This window comes from Actinoplanes italicus, from assembly GCF_003001815.1.
Classification (GTDB): domain Bacteria; phylum Actinomycetota; class Actinomycetes; order Mycobacteriales; family Micromonosporaceae; genus Actinoplanes; species Actinoplanes italicus.
In genome coordinates this window covers 180,251-204,600 of sequence record NZ_PVMZ01000014.1, presented here as the reverse complement: position 1 = coordinate 204,600, position 24,350 = coordinate 180,251, and the positions used below count along the sequence as shown (strand labels likewise).

Sequence of the window (24,350 nt, the reverse complement as noted above, 5' to 3'; positions counted from 1 at the left end):
GGGAACCTCGTCGTCATGACGCCGACAAGCTTCTGGCACAAAGCGCGTGGCCAGGCGTCTGATGTTCATCCTTTTCGCGGCCGGGCTCGATGTGCTCCAGGACTGTGGAGTGAAGGGAGTCCGGCCGCGGGATCTTCGCCTTCCGGATCTCGGAGTGCTTGTTCAGCCCTCCCCCGGGGAGCCGGCCAGCTATTCGTACCTGCCGCCGTCTGCCTATGCCATGGTCATCGAGATCGTCTCGAAGAACTCTCCGAACGGTGAGTTCTTGGAGAAGAAGCTCTGGTATGCCGAGCACGGCATCCCGGAGTACTGGATCGTCGAGGAGACCCCGGACCGTTCCGACGAGGACGGCGTGATCACGATCCTGCGGCTGGACGAGAGCAGCGACAAACCCGACTACCTGGAGGTCCGGTCGCTGCTGGTCTCCGAGCTGGAAACCGAGTACCGCTCCTAGACGGGGTCGGCGGCCAACCAGGACATGTACTGGACCAGGGCGCCGACCACCAGGACGCAGAAGATCACGTAACGCAGCGTCCGGTGCAGCTGGCACCTCAGGTACGCGTGCACCCAGGCGATCTCCGCGTCGGCCAGCGCCTCCAGGTCGGCCCTGGCCGTACCCTCGATGACCGCGGCCTTGCGCAGCGCCAGGCTGCCACCCCGGCCGAAAAGCGGGACAGGCGGTTCCGGCGGCCGCATCACCCGGACCTCGACCTCGTAGATCTGATCCTCGCGCCACTGCCCGGTTCGCACGGCCAGGCGCTGCCGCATGTAACCGTCGGCACGCCGGAACAGGCGCAGCCGACGCCAGCGGCCGGCCAGATCGGTGAGCACGGCCAGATAGATCTCCTCCGAGATCGTGGCGTCGCCGACCAGACGGGCGGCCTCGGAGCGCAGCCAGGACGCATGCATGGTGACGAAGGCGACGTAGTCGCCCGGCGGCTCGTCGTCCATCGGCGGAATGAGGTGCATGTCCGACCTCCCGGCCCCCATCGTCGAGGCGTGTCGGTCGAGGCCGCAAGAGGTCCGCGTATTAGGGTGTCGAACACACGTACGCGAGGGGGAGGCAGTCTGTGCGGGTGCTCGGCATCGATCCGGGGCTGACGAGGTGCGGCGTCGGCGTCGTCGAGGGGATGCCGGGGCGTCCGGGCAAGCTGATCGGCTACACCGTGGTCCGCAGCGATCCCGACGAGGACATCTCCCAGCGTCTGCTGCATCTCGACCGCACACTGGCCGAGCTGGTCGCCGCCTATCAGCCCGAGAGCGTCGCCGTCGAGCGGGTGTTCTCGCAGCACAACGCACGGACGGTGATGGGCACGGCGCAGGCCAGCGGGGTCGCGATCCTGGCCGGGGCCCGGGCCGGGCTGCCGGTGCAGACCTACACCCCGAGCGAGGTGAAGGCGGCCGTCACCGGTTCCGGCACGGCCGACAAGGCGCAGGTCACCGCCATGGTCACCAGGTTGCTGAAACTGTCCGCGCCGCCCAAGCCGGCCGACGCGGCGGACGCCATCGCCATCGCCATCTGCCACATCTGGCGTGGCGGGACCCGTATGAAGATCGAAGCCGCAGCCCGCAGGAGCCTGAGATGATCGCCAGCGTGCGCGGTGTGGTCACCGCGATCCTCCACGACAGCGCCGTGGTCGAGGTGGGTGGTGTCGGCATGCGGGTGCTCTGCACGCCGAACACGCTCGCCGGGCTGCGCACCGGCGCCGAGGCACGGCTCGCGACCACGCTGATCGTCCGGGAGGACTCGCTCACCCTCTTCGGCTTCGCCGACGATGACGAGAAACAGCTCTTCGAGCTGCTCCTGACGGCCAACGGGGTCGGTCCACGCATCGCGCAGGCGGTGCTCGCGGTTCATCAACCCGATGTCGTACGCCGGGCGCTGTCCGGTGGTGACGTCGCGGTCCTGACCGCGGTGCCCGGCATCGGCAAGCGCGGCGCGGAGAAGATGATCGTCGAGCTCAAGGACAAGATCGGTCCCGTCGGGCTCGCCGGGAGCGGCTCGGCCGGCCTGCTGAACGGCGCCTGGCAGGAGCAGGTCCGGCAGGGCGTGCTCGCGCTCGGCTGGACGGCGACGCAGGCCGATCAGGCGGTGGCCGCGGTCGCCGAGACGATCGACGGTGAGACCCCGCCCGTGCCGGTGCTGCTGCGCCAGGCGATCCGTCTGCTGGGCAAGACCCGATGACCTCGCCGGAGAGTGACGGCCTCGTGTCGCCGGACGCCTACGACGAGGACCTGGACGCCGAGGCCAGCGTCCGCCCGCGCCGGCTCGCCGACTTCATCGCACAGCACCGGGTCCGCGACCAGCTGGAGTTGTTGCTGAAGGCATCGATGGGCCGGGGTACGCCACCCGACCACATCCTGCTGTCCGGCCCGCCCGGCCTGGGTAAGACCACCCTGGCCAACATCGTGGCGGCCGAGCTGGGCACCGGTATCCGGACCACCAGCGGCCCGGTGATCGAGCGCTCCGGCGACCTGGCCGCGATCCTGACCGGCCTGGGGCCGGGCGACGTGCTGTTCATCGACGAGATCCACCGGATCGCGAAACCCGCCGAGGAGCTGCTCTACAGCGCCATGGAGGACTTCCGGGTCGACGTGGTGGTCGGCAAGGGGCCGGGCGCGACCGCCATCCCGCTGGACGTGGAACCGTTCACGCTGGTCGGCGCGACCACCCGGGCCGGTCTGCTGTCCGGGCCGATGCGTGACCGGTTCGGTTTCGTCGCGCATCTCGACTTCTACTCGCACGAAGACCTGGACGCGCTGCTGCACCGGTCGGCGCGGATCCTCGGCGTGCAGATCACTCCGGAGGGCTCGGCGGAGATCGCCCGTCGCTCGCGGGGCACCCCGCGTATCGCCAACCGGCTGCTGCGCCGGGTGCGTGACTTCGCCGAGGTACGCGCGGACGGCGTGGTCACCGAGGCGGTGTCGAAGGCGGCACTGCAGGTCTACGACGTCGACGCACTCGGACTGGACCGGCTGGACCGGGCGGTGCTGCGCGCACTGATCGAGTCGTTCAAGGGCGGCCCGGTCGGTCTGTCCACCCTGGCCGTGGCCGTGGGGGAGCAGTCCGACACGGTCGAGGAGGTGTGCGAGCCGTTCCTGGTGCGGGCCGGTCTGCTGGCCCGGACCCCGCGGGGCCGGGTGGCCACCGAGGCCGGCTGGGCACACCTGGGGAAGACGCCGCCGGCGGATGGGCGATCCGGGGTGTTTCAGGGTGACCTGTTCGCCCGGGACACGTGATGAGGGCAACTTATCCCCCGTGATGTGAACGTGACGTGTGCCGCATTCGTTATCTCCAGGTTGACCTATTAGACTCGCCGCCGTTCCATCCGGATTCGCATATTGCCGCGGCGCCCGCCCACCCGTTGCGCCGGCGGCTGACGGAAGGCGTTTTTTTCGTGCGCGAGGCAAGTTATGCCCAGGCCGCCGGCGGCGGTGGTGATCTCTCGTTCTTCCTGATCATCGCCCTGTTCTTCGCCGTCTTCTACTTCTTCATGATCCGTCCGCAGCAGAAGCGGCGCCGTGAGGCACAGGACATGCAGAACACGCTCGGTCCGGGGGACCAGATCGTGACGATCGGCGGGCTGCACGGCACCGTCACCGGTGTCGCCGACGGCGAGGTTCTCCTGGAGATCTCGCCCGGCGTCGAGGTGCGTTTCGCGCGTCCGGCGATCGCCCGGGTCGTTCAGAAGTCCGGTGAGGTCATTCCCGAGCCCGACGTCGACGCGCCCGTCGCGGAGGCCGGCGAGCCGGAGAGCCCCGTCACCGAAACTCGTAAGCAGGACTGACCCGCATTTCCCGAACGCACCGGCCCGGGTTGAGTTAGGCGGGGCCGGTGCGTCAGCCCGCCGTTCGACAGTCGACGGCCGGTCACAGACTTCAGAGCGTCGCGCCGTGCGCGGCCGAACACAGGGAGACCAAAAGCCGTGGCACGACCACCACAGGGACAAATGCATCCTGGACGCCAACTCGGCGTGCTCGGTCTGGTCTTCGTCGTCCTCTATCTGTGCGTCTTCTTCGCCGCCGGTGCCAGCGGCGGCTGGAAGGAGCGCCTGGAGCCGAAGCTGGGCCTTGACCTCGTCGGTGGCACGCAGGCCACCTACATCGCCTCGCAGCAGGGTGGCCAGCCCACCCCGGAGGCCATGGAGCGGGCACGCGAGATCATCGAGAGCCGCGTCAACGCGCTCGGTGTCTCCGAGGCCGAGGTCGTCATCCAGGGCAACAACACCATCGTCGTCTCGCTCGCCGGTGAGGCCAAGGAGCAGCTGAAGAGCCTCGGGCAGGCCGCCAACATGCGGTTCCGCCTGCTCACCGCCGTGACCGGGGACGTGGCCGCGGCTGCGGTGAACCCGCCGAGCCCGGCGCCCAGCGCGTCGGCGAGCGGCAGCGCGGACCCGTCCGCCCCGGCGGTCGCCCCGTCGGCGGGCGCCAAGAGCGGCGCCCCGGCAGCCTCCTCGTCGCCGTCGACCGGCGGCCAGGGTGGCGGCGAGGCCGCTCCGGCCCCCAGCGTCACCCCGTCGGTGGCACCGTCCGCGGCCGCTCCGGCCGCGTCGGCCTCCGCCGCGGCTCCGGCGCCGGTCACCGCGGACATCAAGCAGCAGCGCGAGGCCGTCGCCAAGAAGGTCGGCGCCGAGGCCTGGGCCGCTGCCGAGAAGCTGACCGCGCCGGTCGACCTCTCCACCGACCCGAAGGCCGGCCTGCCGTTCAAGGCGTTTGCCGGCCTCTCCGGCGAGGAGGTGAACGCGCTCGACCCGAAGATGCAGTTCAACGTCCCGACGATCAGCTGCGACCAGCTGAACAAGCGTCCGGACGGCGCGATCGACGACATCAGCACCGAGGTGGTGGCCTGCTACAACGGCGCCAAGGTCGTGCTGGACAAGGCGGAGGTCGTCGGTGACGACATCAGCAGCGCCTCGCCGCAGATCGACCAGCAGAGCCGCTGGGTCGTCTCGCTCGACTTCGACAGCGAGGGCCAGAAGAAGTGGGCGGCGCTGACCCGTAAGGCGTTCGAGGCCGGCACCACCGAGCCCTGCTACATCGCGGCCAGCGCGTTCGGCCCGTCCTCCGACGGCCAGACGCACTGCGCGGTGGCCGTGGTCCTCGACAAGGAGGTCATCTCCGCGCCGCAGATCCAGGCCGTGCTCACCGGCCAGTCGCAGATCACCGGTGACTTCACCGCGGCGACCGCCAAGGAGCTCGCCGACCAGCTGAAGTTCGGCGCCATCCCGGTGACCTTCCAGGCCGGCCCGGCCCAGACCATCACCGCGACCGTCGGTGGCCAGCAGCTCGAAGCGGGTCTGCTCGCCGCCGCGATCGGCCTCGGCCTGGTGGCGATCTACTCGTTCTTCTACTACCGCCTGCTCGGCCTCGTGATCTTCCTGAGCCTGGGCCTCTCCGCCCTGCTCACCTTCGGCGCCCTGGTCTTCCTGGGCCGCTCGATCGGCTTCACCCTGACGCTGGCGGGCATCGTGGGCTTCATCGTCTCGCTCGGTGTGGCGGCGGACTCGTTCGTCATCTACTTCGAGCGCCTCAAGGACGAGATCCACGAGGGCCGCAGCCCGCGCAGCGCGGTGCCACGGGCCTGGCACCGGGCACGGCGCACGATCATCTCGGCGAACGCCATCACGATCATGTGTGCCGTGGTTCTCTACATCGTGTCGATCGGTCAGGTTCAGGGCCTCGCCTTCGCGCTCGGTCTCTCGACCGTGCTCGACCTGCTGGTGGTGTTCCTGTTCCGGCACCCGATCATGACGCTTCTCGCCAGTTCCCGGGCGTTCCTGTCGCCCAGGGTCAGCGGCCTCGGCCGCGTCCTGCGCCGCAGCCAGACCGAGGAGTCCGTCTCCTCGCGCGTGAAGGAGGCCTGACATGGCCGGATCCGGTTTCGCCAACCGCCTGTACCAGGGCGAGGCGAACATCAACATCGTGGGCCGCCGCAAGATGTGGTTCACCATCGCAGCCGTGCTCGTGCTGATCTCCATCGGCAGCTTCGCGATCAACCGGTTCCACCTCGGCATCGAGTTCGCCGGTGGTAGCGAGTTCACGGTGCCGGCGCAGGTCGCCGGGAAGACCCTCACCCAGGAGGAGGTCTTCGACGCGGTGAAGGCCGCGGTGCAGACCGTCGAGCCCGAGTCGCAGGTCAACTCGGCGCAGAAGGTCGGCGACGGCGCGGAGGCCAACTACAAGGTCCGCTCGGAGGCCCTGACCCCCGAGGACATGCTGAAGGCCAAGGCGGCCCTGGCCACCGACCTCGGCATGGACGAGGCACAGATCAGCGACCAGCAGGTCTCGTCGGCCTGGGGCGGCGCCGTCATCAACAAGGCGCTGCTCGGCCTGGCAATCTTCCTGGTACTGGTCACGGCGTACCTGGTCGTCATGTTCGAGTGGCGGATGGCGGTGGCGGCGCTCCTGTCGCTGCTGCTCGACCTGATCCTGACGGCCGGCGTCTACTCGCTGGTCGGGTTCGAGGTCACGCCGTACACGGTGATCGGCTTCCTGACGATCCTCGGTTATTCGCTCTATGACGTGGTCGTCGTCTTCGACAAGGTGCGCGAGAACACCCGCGGCATCACCGGCGGCAGCACCCGGACGTACGACGAGGCCACCAACCTCGCCGTCAACCAGACCCTGATGCGTTCGCTGAACACCGGTCTGGTGGCCCTGCTACCGGTCGGCGGCGTGCTCTTCATCGGCGCCGGCCTGCTCGGCGCCGGCACGCTGAAGGACCTCGGCCTGGTCCTCTTCGTCGGCATGGGTCTCGGCGTGATCTCCTCGATCGTGTTCGCGGCCCCGGTGCTCACCGCGCTCAAGGACCGCGAGCCGCGGATCAAGGCGCACACCGCCCGGGTGCTGGCCCGGCGGGCGCAGCGGTCGGACGACGTGGCGAGCGGCGAGCGCCGCCCGGCCAACCGGACCGCCTCGGACGAGGTGCCGGCGTTCGCCGGTGGCACCACCCCGCGGCCGGGCGCCCGCCCGGTCGGCAAGCGCAGCGGTGGCGGGGCCGGTAACCGGCCCGGTGGCAAGCGCCGCTGACGTTCGACGCTGAGTGACGGCCCGCTCCCCTCGCCGGGGGCGGGCCGTCACTCGTCTAGGCTGTCCGCCGTGAGTAGCGAGATCCCCGCGGTTGCCGGCGACAGTGGTCCGGAGCTGGCGGCCCTGGTCGCCGGCGGCACCGTCGACGTTCCGGACTTCCCGAAACCGGGCATCGTCTTCAAGGACCTGATGCCGTTCTTCGGTGACGGCCCGACGTTCCGCAAGGTCGTCGACGGCATCGTCGCCCACTACGGCGCCGGCGCGTTCGACGTCGTGGCCGGGGTCGAGGCGCGCGGGTTCTTGGTGGCGGCGGCGATCGCCTACGCCACCGGCACCGGCGTGGTCCCGGTCCGCAAGGCGGGGAAGCTGCCGCGACCGGCCTTCTCCGCGGCGTACGCGCTGGAATACGGCGAGGCCACCCTCGAGGTGACCGAGGGCGCCTTCGTTCCCGGACAGCGCGTCCTGGTGGTCGACGACGTGCTGGCCACCGGTGGCACCGCGGGGGCGACCATGGACCTGGTGGAGCAGGCCGGCGGTGTGGTCGCGGGGTTCACCGTGCTGATGGAGCTGGGCTTCCTCGACGGCCGTGAGAGGCTGAGCCCCCGCAAGGTACACGCACTGTTGACCGTTTGATCCGTCTTCGATGTTCTTCGCCCGGCCGGGCACGCTTTATTCGTAGGTTCGGCCGGGGTATTCGGTGAGGCGGTGCGGGTAGGATGGGCGTTCCGAACAGACCAGTTGATCCCGGCGAACGTGTGAGGAGGCCGGTGTCCAGCGACGTCGCCCCTCCGGCGGAGGGCACGGTGCAACCGACCCAGAACTCGGGCGATGGCACGCCCGGTGACAAGGTGGCCGCTGGCGATCTGGAGAACACCCAGCCGCTCGCGCCCGCGGACGAGCCGAGTGGCGGGTTCGGTGGTCTTGCCAGCGCACCCACCGGGCGGCGGGTGCGCGCCCGGCTCGCCAGGTTCAACGCCCCATGGCAGAGCACGCAGGTCAGCGAGGTTCTCGAGCCGCTGATCGCGACACACCGTGCCAGTCACCCCAAGGCCGACGCGCGGGCGCTGCAGAAGGCGTTCGACGTCGCGGCACGCTGGCACTCCGGGCAGTACCGGAAATCCGGCGATCCCTACATCACACATCCGCTCGCCGTCGCGACGATCCTGGCCAATCTGGGTATGGACACCACGACGCTGGTGGCCGCCCTGCTGCACGACACCATCGAGGACACCGACTACTCGCTGGAGAACATGCGCAACGACTTCGGCGCCGAGGTGGCGCTGCTGGTCGACGGCGTGACGAAACTCGACCGGGTCAAGCTCGGTGACGCCGCCAAGGCCGAGACGATCCGCAAGATGGTCGTGGCGATGGCCAAGGACCCGCGGGTGCTGGTCATCAAGCTGGCCGACCGGCTGCACAACATGCGCACCCTGACCTTCCTGCCCCGCGCCAAGCAGGAGCAGAAGGCCAAGGAGACGCTCGAGATCCTGGCCCCGCTGGCCCACCGCCTCGGTATGAACACGATCAAGTGGGAGCTGGAGGATCTGGCCTTCGGCACACTCTTCCCGAAGCGGTTCGAGGAGATCAACCGCCTGATCGGGGAGCACCAGCCGCAGCGTGAGGCGCTGCTGCGCCAGGTGACCAACCGGGTCCAGCTCGACCTGAAGTCGGCGAAGATCAAGGCCGAGACGACCGGCCGCCCGAAGCACCTCTACTCGATCTACCAGAAGATGATCGTCCGGGGTCGCGACTTCAACGACATCTACGACCTGGTCGGCGTGCGCATCCTGGTCGACACGGTCCGCGACTGCTATGCGGCGCTCGGCGTGATCCACGCGAACTGGCAGCCGGTTCCCGGCCGGTTCAAGGACTACATCGCGATGCCGAAATTCAACATGTACCAGTCGTTGCACACGACGGTGATCGGCCCGACCGGCAAGCCGGTCGAGATGCAGATCCGCACGTTCGCGATGCACCGCACGGCTGAGTTCGGCATCGCCGCGCACTGGAAGTACAAGGAGCAGAAGGGCGCGACGATCGTCGGCCCGCCGGCGCACATCGACGAGATGACCTGGCTGCGGCAGCTGCTCGACTGGCAGCGGGAGGCGAGCGACCCGTCCGAGTTCCTGGACGCGTTGCGGTTCGACCTCTCCAGCCAGGAGGTCTACGTCTTCACGCCGAAGGGCGACGTGATCCCGCTGCCGACCGGCTCGACGCCTGTCGACTTCGCGTACGCGGTACACACCGAGGTCGGGCACAAGTGCATCGGCGCCCGGGTGAACGGCAAGCTGGTGCCGCTGGAGTCTCCGCTGTCCAACGGCGACGTGATCGAGATCTTCACGTCGAAGTCGGCGACGGCCGGTCCCACGCAGGACTGGCTCGGGTTCGTGAAGAGCCCCCGCGCCCGGACGAAGATCCGGCAGTACTTCAACAAGGAGCGCCGCGAGGAGGCGATCGAGGACGGCAAGGAGGGGATCGTCAAGGCGATGCGCAAGCAGGGCCTGCCCCTGCAGCGCATGCTGACCAGCGAGAACCTCATGACGATCGCCCGCGATCTGCACCTTCCCGATGTGGCGTCGCTGTATGCCGCGGTCGGGGAGAACGCCGTCTCGGCCCAGTCCGTGGTGCAGAAACTCGTCGCCGGGTTCGGCGGCGAGGAGGGCGCGGTCGAGGACATCGCCGAGACCGCCGTCGCGACCCGTCCGCCGCGCAACCGCAGCTCCGCGCAGGACCCCGGGGTGGTGGTGAAGGGCGTCTCGGACGTCTGGGTGAAACTGGCCCGCTGCTGCACCCCGGTTCCCGGTGACGCGGTCTTCGGCTTCGTCACCCGCTCCGGCGGCGTGAGCGTGCACCGGGAGGACTGCGCCAACGCCCAGGACCTGCGCGAGCAGTCCGAACGGGTGGTCGAGGTCAGCTGGAAACCGACGTCGGCGTCCACGTTCCTGGTGGCGATCCAGGTCGAGGCTCTCGACCGGCACAAGCTGCTGGCCGACGTGACGCGGGTGCTGTCCGAGGAGCGGGTCAACATCCTCTCCGCGACGGTGACGACGACACGTGACCGGGTGGCGGTGAGCCGCTTCACCTTCGAGATGGCCGACCCCAAGCACCTGGGCCACCTGGTCGCCGCGGTGCGCAAGGTGGACGGCGTGTTCGACGCCTACCGGGTGACGTCCGGCGCCTGAGCAGACAACGAAAGAGGGGCGGTCCCGATCGGGACCGCCCCTCTTTTCAGTGCCGGAGAATCAGGCGACCGTCATCTTCTTGATGACGACCTCGGTCTTCGGGTGGCCACCGCCGGGCGACGGCTCGAAGGCCTTGTCGTCGCCGGCCTTGACCACGTTGCGGACGATGTCGAGACCCTTGTCGATGACACCGAGCAGCGTGTAGTTCGGCGGCAGGACGGTGTCCTCGGAGCAGATGAAGAACTGGCTGCCGGTGCTGCCGGGAGCGCCGGTGTTGGCCATCGCGATCGAGCCCGCCGGGTACGGCTTCTTGGTGTCGGTCGGCAGGTTCTCCTCGACCATGGTGTAGCTCGGGCCGCCGGTGCCGTCGGTGTCGCGGTACCCCGCGCCGACCGCGAACGGGTCACCGCACTGAAGGACCTTGAAGCCGTCCTGGTTGACCATGCGGTGGCACTTCGAGTTCTCGAAGAAGTTCTTCGCCGCGAGGTGCTTGAAGCTGGCGCCGGTGCAGGGCGCCTTGGACAGGTCGACCTGCGCTGAGATGACACCGAGGTTGGTGTCGAACGAGACGGTCGCCTTGCCGGTGTTCGGCACGTTGACGGGCGGGAGTCCGACGTCCTTGACCTTGTTGCCGCCGGTCTCCGCGGACGGGGTCCAGAGGCAGTTGACCGTGCCGGGGCCGGCCGGGGGCGCGCTCGGCTGCGGTGCCGCGGCGCTGGGCTCGGCGTTGGGGTCGGTGCTGGCCGAGGGGGCGGCCGCGGTATCGGTGCTGTCCTTCTTCGTGGCCTGGACGATGAACCAGGCCGCGCCGGCGATCACCACGACCGCGAGAGCCGAGCCGATGATCGCCTGGCGCTGCCGGCGCTTACGGGCGGCCGTCGCGCGCTCGGCCATCTCCTTCTCGAGCCGGGCCCGCGCCGCCGCGCGTTGCCGGTCCTTGATCGACGACACGGTCTCCTCCATGCTGCTGTCTCTGCCTTCAGAAGTCACGACTGGGCACCTGCCGAGGGAGCGACGCTGGCGGCGGCCGAGGGGGCCGTGCCGGCGCCGGCCGGGCCGACGGTCAGGGTCTTGATGGTGATCTTGTCCTTCGGCTTGACCTTGTCGCCGCCGCTGTTCTCGACCGTCTCGGTCTTGGCGATCGCGGCGAGCGTGTCCAGGCCGCCCGTCACCTTCCCGAGGATCGAGTAGCCCGGCGTGGCGGTGGCGAAGTCTTTGTGGAAGATGAGGAACTGGCTGCCGTTGACGCCCTGCGGGTTGCCGAGCACGGCGACCGTCCCCTTGGGGTAGAGGACCGGGGCCGGCGTGCCGGGTGCGGCGCTCGCGCTGGGCGCCGGTGACGGCTGCTCCGGCGCGACGGGCAGGTTCTCGTCGTAGTAGCTGTACGTCGGACCACCCTGCCCGCTGCCGGTCGGGTCGCCGCAGCGCAGCGCGCCCTCGGCGGTCAGCTCGTGGCACTCGGTGTTGTCGAAGAACTTCTTGCCGGCCAGGTACGAGAAGCTGGTGGCGGCACACGGCGAGCTCGCCACATCGACCTCCACCACGATCGGCGCGCCCTTGTCGGTGCTGATCGTCATGGTCTGCGTGCCGGACTCGGGGATGTCCTTCGTGGGCGGTGTGCCGACGTCCTTGAGGTCGGGGTTGCTCGCCGTGCCCAGCGGCGTCCACAGGCAGACGTCCGTGGCGGTCGTCTCGGTGGACTCCTCGGAGTCGAAGGCACCGCCGATCCAGGCACCGCCGAGACCCACGAGCAGGACGGCGAGGGTGGCACCGACACCCGCCGAGATCCGGCGGCGGCGGCGCTCGCGATCGGCGCGGCGGGCCTGCTGCCGCTCATATTTGGCCCGCGCGAGCTTGCGCTGCCGGTCCTTGCTGGAAGCCACCGAACGCTGTCCTTCCCTGCCTCGGGCCACAGGAACGCCTGTGCATGTCAAGGGGTGCGGCACGCCACACGCCCGCAAGAGTGTACGGGTACCTCCTGAGAAAGTGGCGTGCGCCCGTCCGGCTACTCTCGTTACGATTCGCATTCGTCCGGAGAGAGGTTGCCACCGTGCTCGTGACCGGCTTTCCGGCCCAGGCCTTCGGCACCAATTGCTATGTGGTCGCCGCCGGTGAGGGAGAGCAGTGCCTGGTGGTCGACCCGGGTATCGGCGTGCTCGATCAACTCGAGGAGACGCTGGCGAAACACCGTTTGTCGCCGGCCGCCGTGCTGCTCACGCACGGCCACCTGGACCACACCTTCTCGGTCGCCCCGGTCTGCGGCGCGCGCGGCATCACGGCCTACGTGCACCCCGCCGATCTGGAGATGCTCGCCGATCCGGCCAAGGGTCTGAGCGCCGACCTGACATCGATGTTCGGTGGCCGTCTGCCCTACACCGCGCCGGAGGACGTGGCCGAGCTGACCGACGGCGCGGTCCTCACCATCGCCGGCATCGAGGTGACCGTCGACCATGCGCCCGGCCATACCGGCGGGTCGGTGCTGTTCCGCCTGCCCGGAGCAACCTCCTCCTGGGACGCTGAGGAGATCTGTCTCTCCGGGGACGTGCTCTTCGCGGGCTCGATCGGGCGCACCGACCTGCCGGGTGGCAGCACACCGACGATGATGGCCAGCCTGCGGGACAAGATCCTGCCGCTGGCCGACGACACCGTCGTGCTGCCCGGCCACGGACCGGCCACCACCATCGGCCGTGAGCGCGCGTCGAACCCGTACCTGCGGGAGCTGACCGCGGCGCCCGGCCGCTTCCTCTAGGAGACACGAAAGTGCCCATTTCCGGCTTTCCCGAGTGGCTGCCGCCCCAGCGCATCATCGAGCAGCAGGTGCTCGACAAGATCCGGTCCACCTTCGAGCTGTACGGCTACTCGTCCCTCGAGACGCGGGCCGTCGAGCCGCTGGACACCCTGCTCAGCAAGGGCGAGACCTCCAAGGAGGTCTACCTGCTGCGCCGCCTGCAGGAGGACGACCCGTCCGCGAAACAGGACGACCAGCTCGGCCTCCACTTCGACCTGACCGTCCCGTTCGCACGGTTCGTCACCGAGAACAACGGCAAGCTGCAGTTCCCGTTCAAGCGCTATCAGATTCAGAAGGTGTGGCGCGGTGAGCGTCCGCAGGAGGGCCGCTACCGCGAGTTCCTGCAGGCCGACATCGACGTGGTGAACCGGGACACGCTGCCGTTCCACTTCGACACCGAGATGCCGCTGGTGATCGGCGACGTCTTCAAGTCGCTGCCGATCCCGGACGCGACGATCCTGGTCAACAACCGGAAGGTCTGCGAGGGCTTCTACCGCGGCCTGGGCCTCGAGGACACGGCGCAGGTTCTGCGTACGGTCGACAAGCTCGACAAGATCGGCCCGGAGAAGGTGGCGGCCGCTCTCGTGGAGACGGCCGGTGCCACCGACGCGCAGGCCGCGGCCTGTCTCGCGCTGGCGGAGATCTCGTCCACCGACGGCTCGTTCGCCGACCGGGTCCGCGCACTCGGGGTGAGCGACCCGCTGCTCGACGAGGGTCTCGGCGAGTTGCTCCAGGTCGTCGAGACCGCCGCCGAGCACGCGCCGGGCCTGGTCCGCGCCGAGCTCAAGATCGCCCGTGGCCTCGACTACTACACCGGCACGGTGTACGAGACGATGCTCCAGGGCTACGAGCGGTTCGGCTCGATCACCTCGGGCGGCCGGTACGACAACCTGGCGTCGGTCGGCAACACCCGCTTCCCCGGCGTCGGCATCTCGATCGGCGTCTCACGTCTGCTCGGCCTGCTCTTCGGGCACGACGCGCTCGCCGTGTCCCGCTCGGTGCCGACCTGTGTCGTGATCGCGCTGGCCGCCGAGGACAAGCGGGCCGAGAGCGAGCGGATCGCGTCGGCGCTGCGCCGGCGGGGGATCGCGACCGAGGTGGCCCCCACGGCGGCGAAGTTCGGCAAGCAGATCCAGTACGCCGACCGGCGCGGGATCCCGTTCGTCTGGTTCCCGGGAGAGCCGGACACGGTCAAGGACATCCGCTCCGGTGAGCAGGTCGAGGCGGACGCCGCGACCTGGCAGCCGCCGGCAGTTGATCTCCACCCGAACGTGTCAGCGCGCTGACACTGCGTAAGTCTGGTCCAGCGGCTACCGTGAGCGGATGCCGCTGGACCAGACCTCGCTGCTGATCGAGCTCGAGCCTGTCGTGGCCACCAACCTCGACCGGCATCTGGCGCTCGCCAAGGAGTGGTTCCCGCACGAGTACGTGCCGTGGAGCGAGGGCCGGACCTTCGACGGTCTGCTGGGCGGTGCGGAATGGCGCCCCGACGACTCGAAGCTGCCGGACGTGGCGCGGACCGCGCTGATCGTCAACCTCCTCACCGAGGACAACCTCCCCTCGTACCATCATGAGATCGCTTCGCTCTTCGGGCGGGACGGCGCCTGGGGCACCTGGGTGCACCGCTGGACCGCGGAGGAGGGGCGGCACGGGATCGCCATCCGTGACTATCTGACCGTCACCCGCGGTGTGGACCCGATCGAGCTGGAGCGGGCTCGGATGGCCCACATGCAGTCCGGCTACGTCAACGACCACAACGACGAGATGCTGCACACCATCGCGTACGTGGCGTTCCAGGAGCTGGCGACCCGGATCTCGCACCGCAACACCGGGCGGGCCACCGGCGACCCGATCGCCGAGCAGCTGCTGGCCAGGGTCGCGGCGGACGAGAACCTGCACATGGTCTTCTACCGCAACCTGCTGGCCGGGGCGTTCGACCTGGCGCCGGATCAGGCGATGCGGGCGGTCGCCGACGTGGTGGCGGCGTTCGAGATGCCCGGCGCGAACATCGAGGGCTTCGGCCGCAAGGCGCTGTCGATCGCGCTGGCCGGCATCTATGACCTCCGTCAGCACCGCGACGAGGTGCTCGCCCCGGTGCTGCGGCAGTGGAATGTCTGGGACCGTACCGGCCTGACCGGTGACGGCGAACGGGCGCGGGAGGAGCTGGCCGAGCACATGAGCACCCTCGAAACGCAGGCGGCGCGGTTCGAGGAGCGGCGCGAGGCGCGGAAGAAGCGGCGCGGGGAAAGCTGAGCCGCATTCGGATTGACCGGATGTTTCGGTTTTGTTCCGATTAACCTCAGCAGTGTGGAGGCGACCAGCCGGCTTTTGATCATGGGTGGGGCAGCGGGACCCGCCCTGCTGAGCCGGTTCGTGGAGTTGTCCGGAGCGGCCGCCGCCCGCATCCTGGTCATCGCGACGGCCAGCGAGTCGCCGGAGACGGCCGAGGCCACGTACATCGAGAAGTTCGAGGCTCTGGGCGCCGGGTCGGCCCGCGCCCTGCGGCTCTCCTCACGGGTCGAGGCGAACGATCCCGCCGCCGGGCCCGTCCTGCGCGAAGCCACCGGGATCTTCTTCACCGGTGGTGACCAGGAGCGCATCACCGGGGTCCTGGGCGGCACCGCCGCCGACACGCTCCTGCACGAACTGGTCGCCGGCGGCCGGGTGGTGCTTGCGGGGACCAGCGCGGGCGCGGCGATGATGTCCGCCACCATGATCACCGGTGGTGACCGGCCCGGAGTGGCCGCCGACAGCGTGCGCACCGGGCCGGGACTCGAGTTCCTGCCGTGCGTGGTGATCGATCAGCACTTCGCCGAGCGCGGCCGCCTCAACCGGCTGCTCAGCGCGGTCGCCCGCTACCCCCACGAACTGGGCGTGGGCATCGACGAGGACACCGCCATCCTGACCGGAGGCGACAGCTTCGAGGTCCTCGGCAGCGGGGCGGTGACGGTGGTCGACGCCGGCGCCGCGACCGACATCCGGGTCCCACCGGCCGGGCCGATAGCGCTCGCCGGGGCCCGTATCCACGTGCTGCCGGCCGGCTGCACCTTCCACCTCACGGGCCGCCGACCCGTCACCGGCCCGACCTCCCCAGAACGGGAACGAGCCGCATGAAGATCGAGAGCCTGCGCCGCCTGCGCGGCCCCAACGTCTATCTCTCCCGGCCGGCGGTGGTGGCCCGGCTGCGCCTGGACGACCTCGCGGGTGTGGAGACCACCGACTGCACCGGTTTCACCGAGCGCCTGCTGCGGGCGGTGCCGGGTCTCGCCGAGCACCACTGCGCGGCCGGTTCGCCCGGCGGATTCATCAGCCGGCTGCGCAACGGCACCTATTTCGGGCACGTCAGCGAGCACGTCTGCATCGAGCTGTCCCAGCTGATCGGGCGGGACGTCAGTTTCGGCCGGACGGTGGGCACCAGCGAGACCGGTGTCTACGACGTGATCATGGAATGCCCGATCGACGAGTCCCCGGAGTCCTCGGTGCCCCGCGAGCTGCTGACCGCCGCGATCGACCTGGTCCGGGAGGTGCACGGCGGGGCCGGGCCGACGGCCCGCGCGCTGGAGGAGCGCCTGGCCGGCCTGGCCGCGCTCGCCGAGCGGGAGGCCACCGGGCCGAGCACGCGGTCGATCATCGTGGCCGCCCGGCGGCGCGGCATCCCGGTGGAACGGTTCGACGACCTCAGCCTGCTGCGGCTCGGCTGGGGCCACCGTCGGCGGCTGGCCTGGGCCGCGATGACCGACCGGACCAGTGCCGTCGGCGTCGACATCGCCGGGGACAAGCACGTCACCAGGCGGCTGCTCGACGAGGCCGGCATCCCGGTCGCGGCCGGAGGAGCGGCCGAGACCGCCGCGGACGCGGTCCGGCTGCTGGACGAGCTGGGCGCCCCCGTGGTGGTCAAGCCGCGGCACGGCCGGCAGGGCCGGGACGTGGCCCTGCACCTGACCACGGCGGACGAGGTGAGCCGCGCCGTGGACGCGGTGGGCGGCGAGGCGGTGGTGGAGCGCCAGCTCGACGGCCGCGACTACCGCGTGCTGGTGGTCGCCGGTGAGGTGGTGGCGGCGGCGGAGCGGGTCGCGCCGCACGTCACCGGGGACGGCCGGGCCACCGTCGCGGAACTGGTGGAGCGGGTGAACGCCGACCCGCGCCGGGGCCCCGGTCACTCGCGGGTGCTGACCCGGATCGACCTGGACGAGACCACCGACCGGGTGCTGAGCCGCCAGGGGCGGACCCGGGAGAGCGTTCCGGAGACCGGCGAGACGGTACGGCTCCGCGAGACCGCCAATCTCTCCACCGGCGGCACCAGCCGGGACGTGACCGACCAGGTACACCCCGACGTGACCCGGCTCTGTCAGCGGGTCGCCGCGCTGATCGGCCTGGACATCGCCGGCATCGACCTGCGCCTGCCGGACATCGCCGCCGCTCTGCCACCCTGCGACGGGCCGGCCACCTCCGGGGTGATCGAGGTCAACGCCGTACCGGGACTGCGCATGCACCTCGCACCGGTGCACGGCCGCCCCCGTGACGTCGGCGACGCGATCGTTCGCGCGATGTTCCCCGGCGGCTCCGACGGTCGCATCCCGGCGGTCGCGATCACCGGCACGAACGGCAAGACCACGGTGGCCCGGCTGATCGCCCACCTGCTCAGCGGCAGCGGCATGCGGGCCGGGATGACCAGCACCGACGGGGTGGTCATCGACGGGCGCACGATCCAGGTCGCCGACGCGACCGGCCCGCGCTCGGCGCAGATGGTCCTCGGCGATCCGCAGGTCGAGGTGGCGGTGCTGGAGACGGCCCGCGGCGGGCTGCTCCGGCGCGGGCTGGGCTACGACTGGACCGACGTCGGGGTGATCACCAACATCACCGCCGACCACCTGGGCCAGGACGGGCTCGACTCGATCGAGGACCTCGCGCACGTCAAGGCGGTGGTGGCCGAGCGGGTCCGGGACGGCGGGACGCTGGTGCTCAACGTCGACGACCCATGGGTCCGCAGTCTGGCCGACCGCCCTCGGGTGCGAGCCGACCGCAAGCGGCTGGTCTGGTTCGGGATGGATCCGGCCAACCCGGTGCTCACCGAGCATCTGGCGCGCGGCGGGGCGGCGTACGTGCTGCACGACGGCTGGCTGGTGCAGGCGACCGGGGCCCGGCGCACCCCGCTGCTGCGGCTGGCCGAGGTGCCCGGGGCGTACGGGGGAGCGGCCCTGCACGTGGCGGCGAACGCGCTGGCCGCGATCGCCGCGGCCCGCGCGCTGGGCGCCCGGCCGGAGCACCTGGTCGACCGGCTCGCCGAGTTCGACCCGAGCGTGGAGAACCCGGGCCGGGGCACCCTGTTCCGGCTCGGCGACGTCTCGGTGTTCGTGGACTACGCGCACAACCCGGCCGCGCTGGCCGCGACGCTGCGCACCCTGCACCGGCTGTGGGGCGCCGAGCGCTGCGTGGCGGCGGTGACGTTGCCCGGAGACCGGCGCGACGATCTGCTCGCCGCCTCGGCGCAGATTCTGGCGGACGGCCTGACCAGGGTCGTGCTCTACGAGGACCACGATTCGCGGGGCCGGGCTCCCGGCGAGGTCTCCGGACTGGTGGAGCGGGAGATGCGGGCCCGGCGCCCGCAGCTCACCGCGATCCGGGCGGACGGTTACCGGGACGCCGTGACCGCGGCGCTGCGGATGGCCGGTCCGGGCGAGGTGGTCCTGGTGATCTACGAGAAGTGGGCGCCGATGCGATCGTGGCTGGCCGAGCTGGGTGTGACGCCGGCCGGTGGGACGCCGGTCCCGGCCGGGTTCGCGGCGCTGTCGTCGCCGGCGCCCGGGGCGACGCTCCAGGTCGCGCGGAGCCTCACCGGCATCCCGGCACGCGGCTGACGCGGTTGACAGATCATGGACAGATTTGATCTCCCTGCGTAGCTGAATGTTGACCCGTTGTGAACGCTGCCATCGCGAACTCACCCGGATGGTTGAGAGTGAAAGTTCCGACGAAACGGGCAAAACGTAGGCGTTGTCGTGGCGCTACGTGCTGCGCCGGTGGCCACGCGCGTGCGGTGTCCCCCTTCCGGGGGCCCCACCAGTGCCGACGCACGGTAATGATGCGCAGGTAGATCGGCCTTGTGACGGGTCGAACTGGTGACCGATAGGGACTAACATCCTCGCCGTCGATGGGGGATGCTCGGAGTCCGAATCAACGGGCCCGACTCGCCCGGCGTCGGACGGCATGGCGGTGCGGTCCGGCGGTTACCTAGAAGCGCGCATGTGGGGGCACATGAGCACGACGGACCTGCCCGGTGCGGGCCTGCTCGCCGGTCGCTACCGACTGGTCGAGCGGCTCGGTGCCGGCGGGATGTCAGTGGTTTGGCGAGGGTTCGACGAAGTCCTCGGGCGGCAGGTCGCGGTCAAGGTCCTGCCGCCGTCCACGAGTGCCGACCCCTCGTTCCGGCGCCGGTTGCGGGCGGAGGCACAGGCCGCCGCGCGGCTCACGCATCCGCACATCACCAATGTCTACGACTACGGCGAGGCGACCACCGTCGACGGTGAGCCGGTGCCGTACGTCGTGATGGAGCTCGTCGACGGCGAGTCGCTCGCGGCCGTCCTGGCCCGGGTGCGGATGCTGCCGTGGCCCACCGCGGTGCGGATCAGCGCCGAGGTGGCTGCCGCTCTGGCCTCCGCGCACGCCCGGGGCATCGTGCACCGCGACGTGACCCCGGCCAACGTGATGCTGACCCCGGCCGGCGCCAAGGTCGTCGACTTCGGCATCTCCGCCCTGATCGGGGAGAACGACACCGACCCCGACGGCAGCCTGATGGGCACGCCGGCCTACCTGGCGCCCGAGCGGCTCGAGGGCGGCCAGGTCAGCCCGGCCACCGACGTGTACGCGGTCGGCCTGCTGATCTACCGCATGCTGATCGGCCAGCTCCCGTGGGATGTCGGCACCACCACCGCGCTGCTGCGCGCCCACCAGTACGTCGAGCCCGAGCCCCTGCCACCGGTGGAGGGCCTGCCGTATTCGGTCGAGTCCCTGATCGCCCGCTGCCTGGAGAAGCATCCGGTCGACCGGCCGTCGAGCGCCGAGCTGGCGAGCGTGCTGGCCGGTCTCTCGGCCGGTGCGCCCCTGGTCACCTCGGGCTTCGAGGCGGACTGGGAGGACGGCGAGGACACGTTCATCCTCCCCTCCGGGTACCCCTACTCGGGCTTCGGCCCGGCGGCCGCGGCAGCCGGCGACCGGCCCACGGCAGGGTCGGGGCAGCCGGCCGATCCGGACGCCGTGCACCCGATCGTCGCGGCCGCGGCGACCGAGCCGAAGCCGGCGCCCGCGGCCGACCGTGTGCCGTCGCTGCGGCACAGCGCCGCGGGTGGGCCACCGGCGACGCCTCCGGCCACCCGTCCGCCGAACCGTGCGCAGGTGCGGATCCGGCGGGTCGTCGTGGTCGCGGGCACGGTTGCCGTGCTGAGCGGCCTCACGTACGGCTGGACGGCCCTCGGGCAGTCGGGCCGGACCGACCCCGCCGCCGCCGGTGCGTTGCCACCCGGGCCGAGCGTCGTCCCGGCGTCCGGCGAGTGCGTGGTCAGCTATGCGGTCTGGTCGGACGCCGACGGCCGGTTCAAGGCGCAGGTGACCCTGGCCAACCGCGCCGACGTCCCGGTCCAGGGGTGGAACCTGTGGTTCCTGATGCCGGGTGACCAGACCCTCAAGGGCACCGGCAAGGTCGCGCTGACCCAGCAGGACCGGCAGGTCCGGGTGACGTCGAAGGCGGCGATCGAGCCACAGCGCACCACCACCGTGCAGATCACCGGGCGCTACATCGAGAGCAACCTGCCCCCGATGGTCTTCAAACTCAACGACCAGACCTGCGAGACGTACGTGTCCGCGGAGCCGGGGGAGCCGTCCCTGCCGGTCGAGATCCTGGACAACGGCGACGTCCGCTTCGGCAACCCGACCACGTCGCCGGGCATCTCGATCGGCCCGAGTGGCAGCGTGCACATCACCCCGACGCCGACCGGGACGAAGAAGCCGACCGGCAAGCCCGACCCGGGTACCACCACGCCGTCCACCCAGCCGAGCAACGGCGGGGGGCCGACGATCTCGGTCGAGCCCTCGGTGCCGCCGTCGGTGGGTCCGACGAGCGAAAACCCGGGTGTGGGCGAGACGACCACGACGCCGACCAACTCGCCGCCTCCGGTGCAGCCGGACGAGGACTGCGACGTCGACTTCGACAACTGTCCGGACACCGGTACCTGACAGGACCTGGTTGTGCATCCGTTCGGCCACGGAAAACCGGAGGCCGAACGGTGTACCACCGCGTTACGGTGAACTCAGACCGACAGGCGCTTCTGCTTCGATCCGAGGTCCGGATTGCGGCATTTTGGCACGGCGTGGCTGCCGGCCCGCGCGGCACCCGAGTGGATGATGGGCGACGACCCGGGTACATCGTGGTGTCAGCCGAGTTCAAGCAGGTCGTCGACATCGGGGAGTTCGACAGATGATCAGCACAGCAGTGAAAGACCTGGCCGCCGAGGCGCTCTTCGTCTCCTACCTCCAGCCGTCCCAGGGCCCGACCCGGGTCGCCGTGCAGGAGGCGATCACCGCGATGATCCTGCGGTACGGCAGTGACGGCTGTGCCGCCGGCGTGGCGGAGGAGTTCGGCGACCACCCGGACGTAGCGGTGCGGCGGATGGCGTGGGTGCACACCGAGCTGGCCGAGGTGCTGCAGTTGCGCGCACCGGTACTGCATTGACGTCTCGGCTTCGCCAGGACCCGGTCGTGAGAACGGCCGGGTTCGGCGTTTAAACCTCAGGGGTCCGTGGTGGTCCCCTCATTCCTGAGGTTTTTCATGAAAAAACTCCACAAAAGCAACCGAGTTCCGCGCCCGCTGCACCCAACGGCCTCCACTGTTCTTCTCGTAAGCCGGTTTCACCAGCCGGTTAGTACCAGCGAGGAGGACATACGTGACCACCACGACCGAACTCCCCGCCGCCATCGGCACGATCCACGACGTACCGTCCGGGCGTGACATCGAGGACCTGATCCGCGAGAACATGCCGATGGTTGGCCACCTGGTCCGGGAACTACTCAACCGGGTGCCGGGTCATGTCCACGCGGATGACCTCTCGTCGGCCGGTTTCGCGGCTCTGCTCGGCGCGGCCCGTTCTTTCGACGTGACCCGCGGTATCCCCTTCCACCGTTTCGCCGCTGTCCGGATCCGGGGCGCCCTGCTCGACGAGCTGCGCGGCCAGGACTGGGCGAGTCGATCGGTGCGGGCGCGGGCGCGGCGTGCCGCCACCGCGCGTCAGGAGCTCACCGCGGCGCTCGGCCGCACACCCAGTGACGCCGAGGTCGCCGAGATGCTCGGCATCGGCGTCAACGAACTGGCCAGCGTCGAGGACGACGTCCAGAAGGCCTCCCTGCTCAGCCTCCAGGGGTTCCCCACCGGAGCGGCCGAGGAGATGGTGCCGGAGACGTCGGAGGGGCCCGAGGACCTGCTGCTCAAGCGGGAGCGACTCGGCTATCTGCACCAGGCCATCCAGGCTCTGCCGGAACGCCTGCGGCAGGTGGTGGAGGAGTCGTTCCTGCAGGAGCAGCCGCTCAGTGAGGTGGCGGCACGGCTCGGCGTGACCGAGTCCCGGATCTCCCAGCTGCGGACCGAGGCGTTGCGCCTGCTGCGCGAGGGCCTGAATTCGTCGCTGGCGCCGGAACTGCTGACCGTGGCGGCGGGCGGACCACGTACCCGCAAAGGTTGCCTGCAGAGGCGCCGGTCGGAGTACTTCGCGAAGGTCGCCCAGCAGGGCAGCCTGCACACCCGCCTGGCGCTCACCGACAGCCACGGCGTGCCGATCGCGGTCGCGGCCTGACGAGGCCGAGCTGAGGGGGTGGCTCGCGGCCACCCCCTCAGCGTCGCCGCAGCAGCGTCACGCCGAGCGCCGCGATCCACAGCCCCCACGCCGTGCTCCCGATCAACCCGGCCGGCTCCCAGACTCCGAAGCCCGGCACCGCGGTGGCCAGCACGTCACCCTGGTTGAGCAGGTAGAGCAGGGACGCGATCAGCCCGGTCACCCCGATCCAGCGGGGGAGCACCCCGGTCCGCAGCGCCACCACGGCGACCGTCACCGACCAGGCCACCGCCAGCACCTGCCCGAGGTGTTCGCCGAGCAGCGCGCCACCGAACTGATGCTGTGCCGTCCAGGCCGCCTCCACCGCGATCCGGGTCGCCGGGTCGCCGCCGGCCCACGACGTGGCCAGCGCCGGAACCACGAAGACCCAGCGCAGGAACCCGATCAGACTCAGCAGCGCCGAGGCCGCGCCGATCGCGCCCGCCGCGCGCAGCACCGGGTCGGTGCCGCGTCCCAGCGCCGCCGCCAGCAGCAGCATCGGCAAACCCACCAGCGCGTACGTCCACGCCACGGCGAACCACGTCACTATCAGCGAGGTGCCGCCGGCGTGGAAGGACTCCAGCACCACCGGCGCCGGTTCGCGCAGGATGTCCGGCCAGTCGAAGGTCGCCGACAACACGCTGGAGGCCACCGCGAAGGCGGCCGCCGCCACGAGGAGGAGCCCACCCGTCGCTCTACGAAGATCCATGAGATCACCATTTCTGTACGCCGTGCAGAGTTAACCCGTGGGCTGAATCGTGTACGGTGTGCAGAGATAAGTCAAGGGAGCTGCATGAGACCGGGCCCGAAGCGCGCTTTCACCGGGGACGACGTGCTCGACGCCGCATTGGCGCTGATGGACGCCGGCGGACCCCCGGCGCTGTCGATCCGGCGGATCGCCGCCGCACTGGGCGTGACGCCGAACGCGGTCTACACCTACTTCCCGGACAAGTCGGGCATCGAGCAGGCGCTGATCGAGCGGCTGCTCGGCGAGGTGAACCGGTCCGCCCCGGACAGCGGCGACTGGCGAGCCGATCTCGAGACGCTCGCGGTCGACCTGCGCCGGCGGCTGACAGCCCACCCTGGTGCCGTGCCGCTGCTGCTCGGCGGCGCGATGAACGGCCCGGAGGCGTTGTTGCTGGGCGAGCGCCTGCTCGAGATCCTGGCCCGGGGAGGACTGCCGGCCGGGGCGGCCGCGCGGGCGGCGTACCTGATCATGGTCTATGTCCTCGGGGCGATCGCCCTGGAGGTCGCCGACGTGCCGCAGACCGGCGCGCTGTCGCCCGAGACCGAGCGGATCGCCGCCCGCCGGACGGCGATGTCACAGGTGCCGGCCGAGCTCTTCCCCCGGACCGCGGCCTCGGTGGACGTGTCGGCCGCCTGGATCGGCACCGACCAGTACCTGTGGGGCCTGCACCGGGTCCTCGACGGCCTGCCCGCAACCTGACGCGGCGGCCGGATTCGGTTGCCTCGAGGTGCTCGGGTACGCCCTCGCGG

Annotated in this window: 22 protein-coding genes; 18 read left to right on the top strand and 4 right to left on the bottom strand. The window is 70.4% G+C overall.

What is annotated here, in order from left to right:
* The first annotated feature begins 61 nt into the window (after positions 1-61).
* Positions 62-454: a Uma2 family endonuclease gene (locus CLV67_RS30695; RefSeq protein ID WP_106324587.1), complete on the top strand. Its 393-nt coding sequence runs from the start codon at positions 62-64 to the stop codon at positions 452-454.
* Here CLV67_RS30695 and CLV67_RS30690 read toward each other — a convergent pair.
* Positions 451-969, bottom strand: coding sequence for a hypothetical protein (locus tag CLV67_RS30690; RefSeq protein ID WP_106324585.1), 519 nt, complete (start codon positions 967-969; stop codon positions 451-453). The genes CLV67_RS30695 and CLV67_RS30690 overlap by 4 nt on opposite strands.
* Positions 970-1,070: 101 nt before the next feature.
* Between CLV67_RS30690 and ruvC the strand changes: the two genes are divergently transcribed.
* The 8 genes from ruvC (at position 1,071) to CLV67_RS30650 (ending at position 10,211) form a co-directional block, all read left to right on the top strand.
* On the top strand, positions 1,071-1,586 hold the full coding sequence (gene ruvC / locus CLV67_RS30685; RefSeq protein WP_106324583.1) for a crossover junction endodeoxyribonuclease RuvC: 516 nt from the start codon (positions 1,071-1,073) through the stop codon (positions 1,584-1,586).
* Entirely contained in the window at positions 1,583-2,185 is a 603-nt protein-coding gene (gene ruvA, locus CLV67_RS30680) for a Holliday junction branch migration protein RuvA (protein ID WP_106324581.1), read from the top strand. The genes ruvC and ruvA overlap by 4 nt, the downstream gene beginning before the upstream one ends.
* Entirely contained in the window at positions 2,182-3,240 is a 1,059-nt protein-coding gene (gene ruvB, locus CLV67_RS30675; protein WP_106324579.1) for a Holliday junction branch migration DNA helicase RuvB, read from the top strand. The genes ruvA and ruvB overlap by 4 nt, the downstream gene beginning before the upstream one ends.
* 218 nt (positions 3,241-3,458) lie before the next feature.
* A complete protein-coding gene (gene yajC / locus CLV67_RS30670; protein WP_106324739.1) occupies positions 3,459-3,788 on the top strand; it encodes a preprotein translocase subunit YajC in 330 nt (109 codons plus the stop codon).
* Between the two features lie 162 nt (positions 3,789-3,950).
* Positions 3,951-5,864, top strand: a complete 1,914-nt coding sequence (gene secD / locus CLV67_RS30665) for a protein translocase subunit SecD (protein ID WP_106324577.1) — start codon at positions 3,951-3,953, stop codon at positions 5,862-5,864.
* 1 nt (position 5,865) lies between these two features.
* The gene (gene secF, locus CLV67_RS30660) at positions 5,866-7,029 is read left to right on the top strand and encodes a protein translocase subunit SecF (protein WP_106324575.1); all 1,164 of its coding nucleotides are present in this window, start codon (positions 5,866-5,868) and stop codon (positions 7,027-7,029) included.
* A gap of 69 nt (positions 7,030-7,098) precedes the next feature.
* Positions 7,099-7,662, top strand: a complete 564-nt coding sequence (locus CLV67_RS30655; RefSeq protein WP_106324573.1) for an adenine phosphoribosyltransferase — start codon at positions 7,099-7,101, stop codon at positions 7,660-7,662.
* A 134-nt stretch (positions 7,663-7,796) separates the two neighbouring features.
* On the top strand, positions 7,797-10,211 hold the full coding sequence (locus CLV67_RS30650; RefSeq protein ID WP_106324571.1) for a RelA/SpoT family protein: 2,415 nt from the start codon (positions 7,797-7,799) through the stop codon (positions 10,209-10,211).
* Positions 10,212-10,271: 60 nt separating this feature from the next.
* On the opposite strand, the gene CLV67_RS30645 is transcribed toward CLV67_RS30650, so the two are convergent.
* Both CLV67_RS30645 and CLV67_RS30640 read right to left on the bottom strand, forming a co-directional pair.
* Complete coding sequence (locus CLV67_RS30645; RefSeq protein ID WP_106324569.1) at positions 10,272-11,174, bottom strand: peptidylprolyl isomerase; 903 nt, start codon at positions 11,172-11,174, stop codon at positions 10,272-10,274.
* A gap of 23 nt (positions 11,175-11,197) precedes the next feature.
* The gene (locus CLV67_RS30640; RefSeq protein WP_106324568.1) at positions 11,198-12,094 is read right to left on the bottom strand and encodes a peptidylprolyl isomerase; all 897 of its coding nucleotides are present in this window, start codon (positions 12,092-12,094) and stop codon (positions 11,198-11,200) included.
* Positions 12,095-12,261: 167 nt separating this feature from the next.
* Here CLV67_RS30640 and CLV67_RS30635 point away from each other — a divergent pair, with 167 nt between their 5' ends.
* The 8 genes from CLV67_RS30635 (at position 12,262) to CLV67_RS30600 (ending at position 22,835) form a co-directional block, all read left to right on the top strand.
* A complete protein-coding gene (locus tag CLV67_RS30635; protein ID WP_106324566.1) occupies positions 12,262-12,960 on the top strand; it encodes an MBL fold metallo-hydrolase in 699 nt (232 codons plus the stop codon).
* Between the two features lie 11 nt (positions 12,961-12,971).
* A complete protein-coding gene (gene hisS / locus CLV67_RS30630; RefSeq protein WP_106324564.1) occupies positions 12,972-14,285 on the top strand; it encodes a histidine--tRNA ligase in 1,314 nt (437 codons plus the stop codon).
* Positions 14,286-14,322: 37 nt separating this feature from the next.
* Positions 14,323-15,252: an acyl-ACP desaturase gene (locus tag CLV67_RS30625; protein WP_106324562.1), complete on the top strand. Its 930-nt coding sequence runs from the start codon at positions 14,323-14,325 to the stop codon at positions 15,250-15,252.
* Positions 15,253-15,306: 54 nt separating this feature from the next.
* Positions 15,307-16,113, top strand: coding sequence for a cyanophycinase (locus CLV67_RS30620; protein ID WP_239166617.1), 807 nt, complete (start codon positions 15,307-15,309; stop codon positions 16,111-16,113).
* Positions 16,110-18,857 (top strand): cyanophycin synthetase, encoded by a 2,748-nt coding sequence (gene cphA / locus CLV67_RS30615; RefSeq protein ID WP_106324558.1) that lies wholly within the window; start codon positions 16,110-16,112, stop codon positions 18,855-18,857. The genes CLV67_RS30620 and cphA overlap by 4 nt, the downstream gene beginning before the upstream one ends.
* 394 nt (positions 18,858-19,251) lie before the next feature.
* Complete coding sequence (locus CLV67_RS30610; protein WP_239166618.1) at positions 19,252-21,225, top strand: serine/threonine-protein kinase; 1,974 nt, start codon at positions 19,252-19,254, stop codon at positions 21,223-21,225.
* Positions 21,226-21,466: 241 nt separating this feature from the next.
* Positions 21,467-21,721 (top strand): hypothetical protein, encoded by a 255-nt coding sequence (locus CLV67_RS30605; RefSeq protein ID WP_106324554.1) that lies wholly within the window; start codon positions 21,467-21,469, stop codon positions 21,719-21,721.
* Positions 21,722-21,932: 211 nt separating this feature from the next.
* On the top strand, positions 21,933-22,835 hold the full coding sequence (locus tag CLV67_RS30600; RefSeq protein ID WP_106324552.1) for a sigma-70 family RNA polymerase sigma factor: 903 nt from the start codon (positions 21,933-21,935) through the stop codon (positions 22,833-22,835).
* 37 nt (positions 22,836-22,872) lie between these two features.
* Here the strand turns inward: CLV67_RS30600 and CLV67_RS30595 are convergent, their stop codons facing one another.
* Positions 22,873-23,562: a DUF4386 domain-containing protein gene (locus CLV67_RS30595; protein ID WP_106324550.1), complete on the bottom strand. Its 690-nt coding sequence runs from the start codon at positions 23,560-23,562 to the stop codon at positions 22,873-22,875.
* An 84-nt stretch (positions 23,563-23,646) separates the two neighbouring features.
* Between CLV67_RS30595 and CLV67_RS30590 the strand changes: the two genes are divergently transcribed.
* Positions 23,647-24,300: a TetR/AcrR family transcriptional regulator gene (locus CLV67_RS30590; RefSeq protein WP_106324548.1), complete on the top strand. Its 654-nt coding sequence runs from the start codon at positions 23,647-23,649 to the stop codon at positions 24,298-24,300.
* The last annotated feature ends 50 nt before the right edge of the window (positions 24,301-24,350 follow it).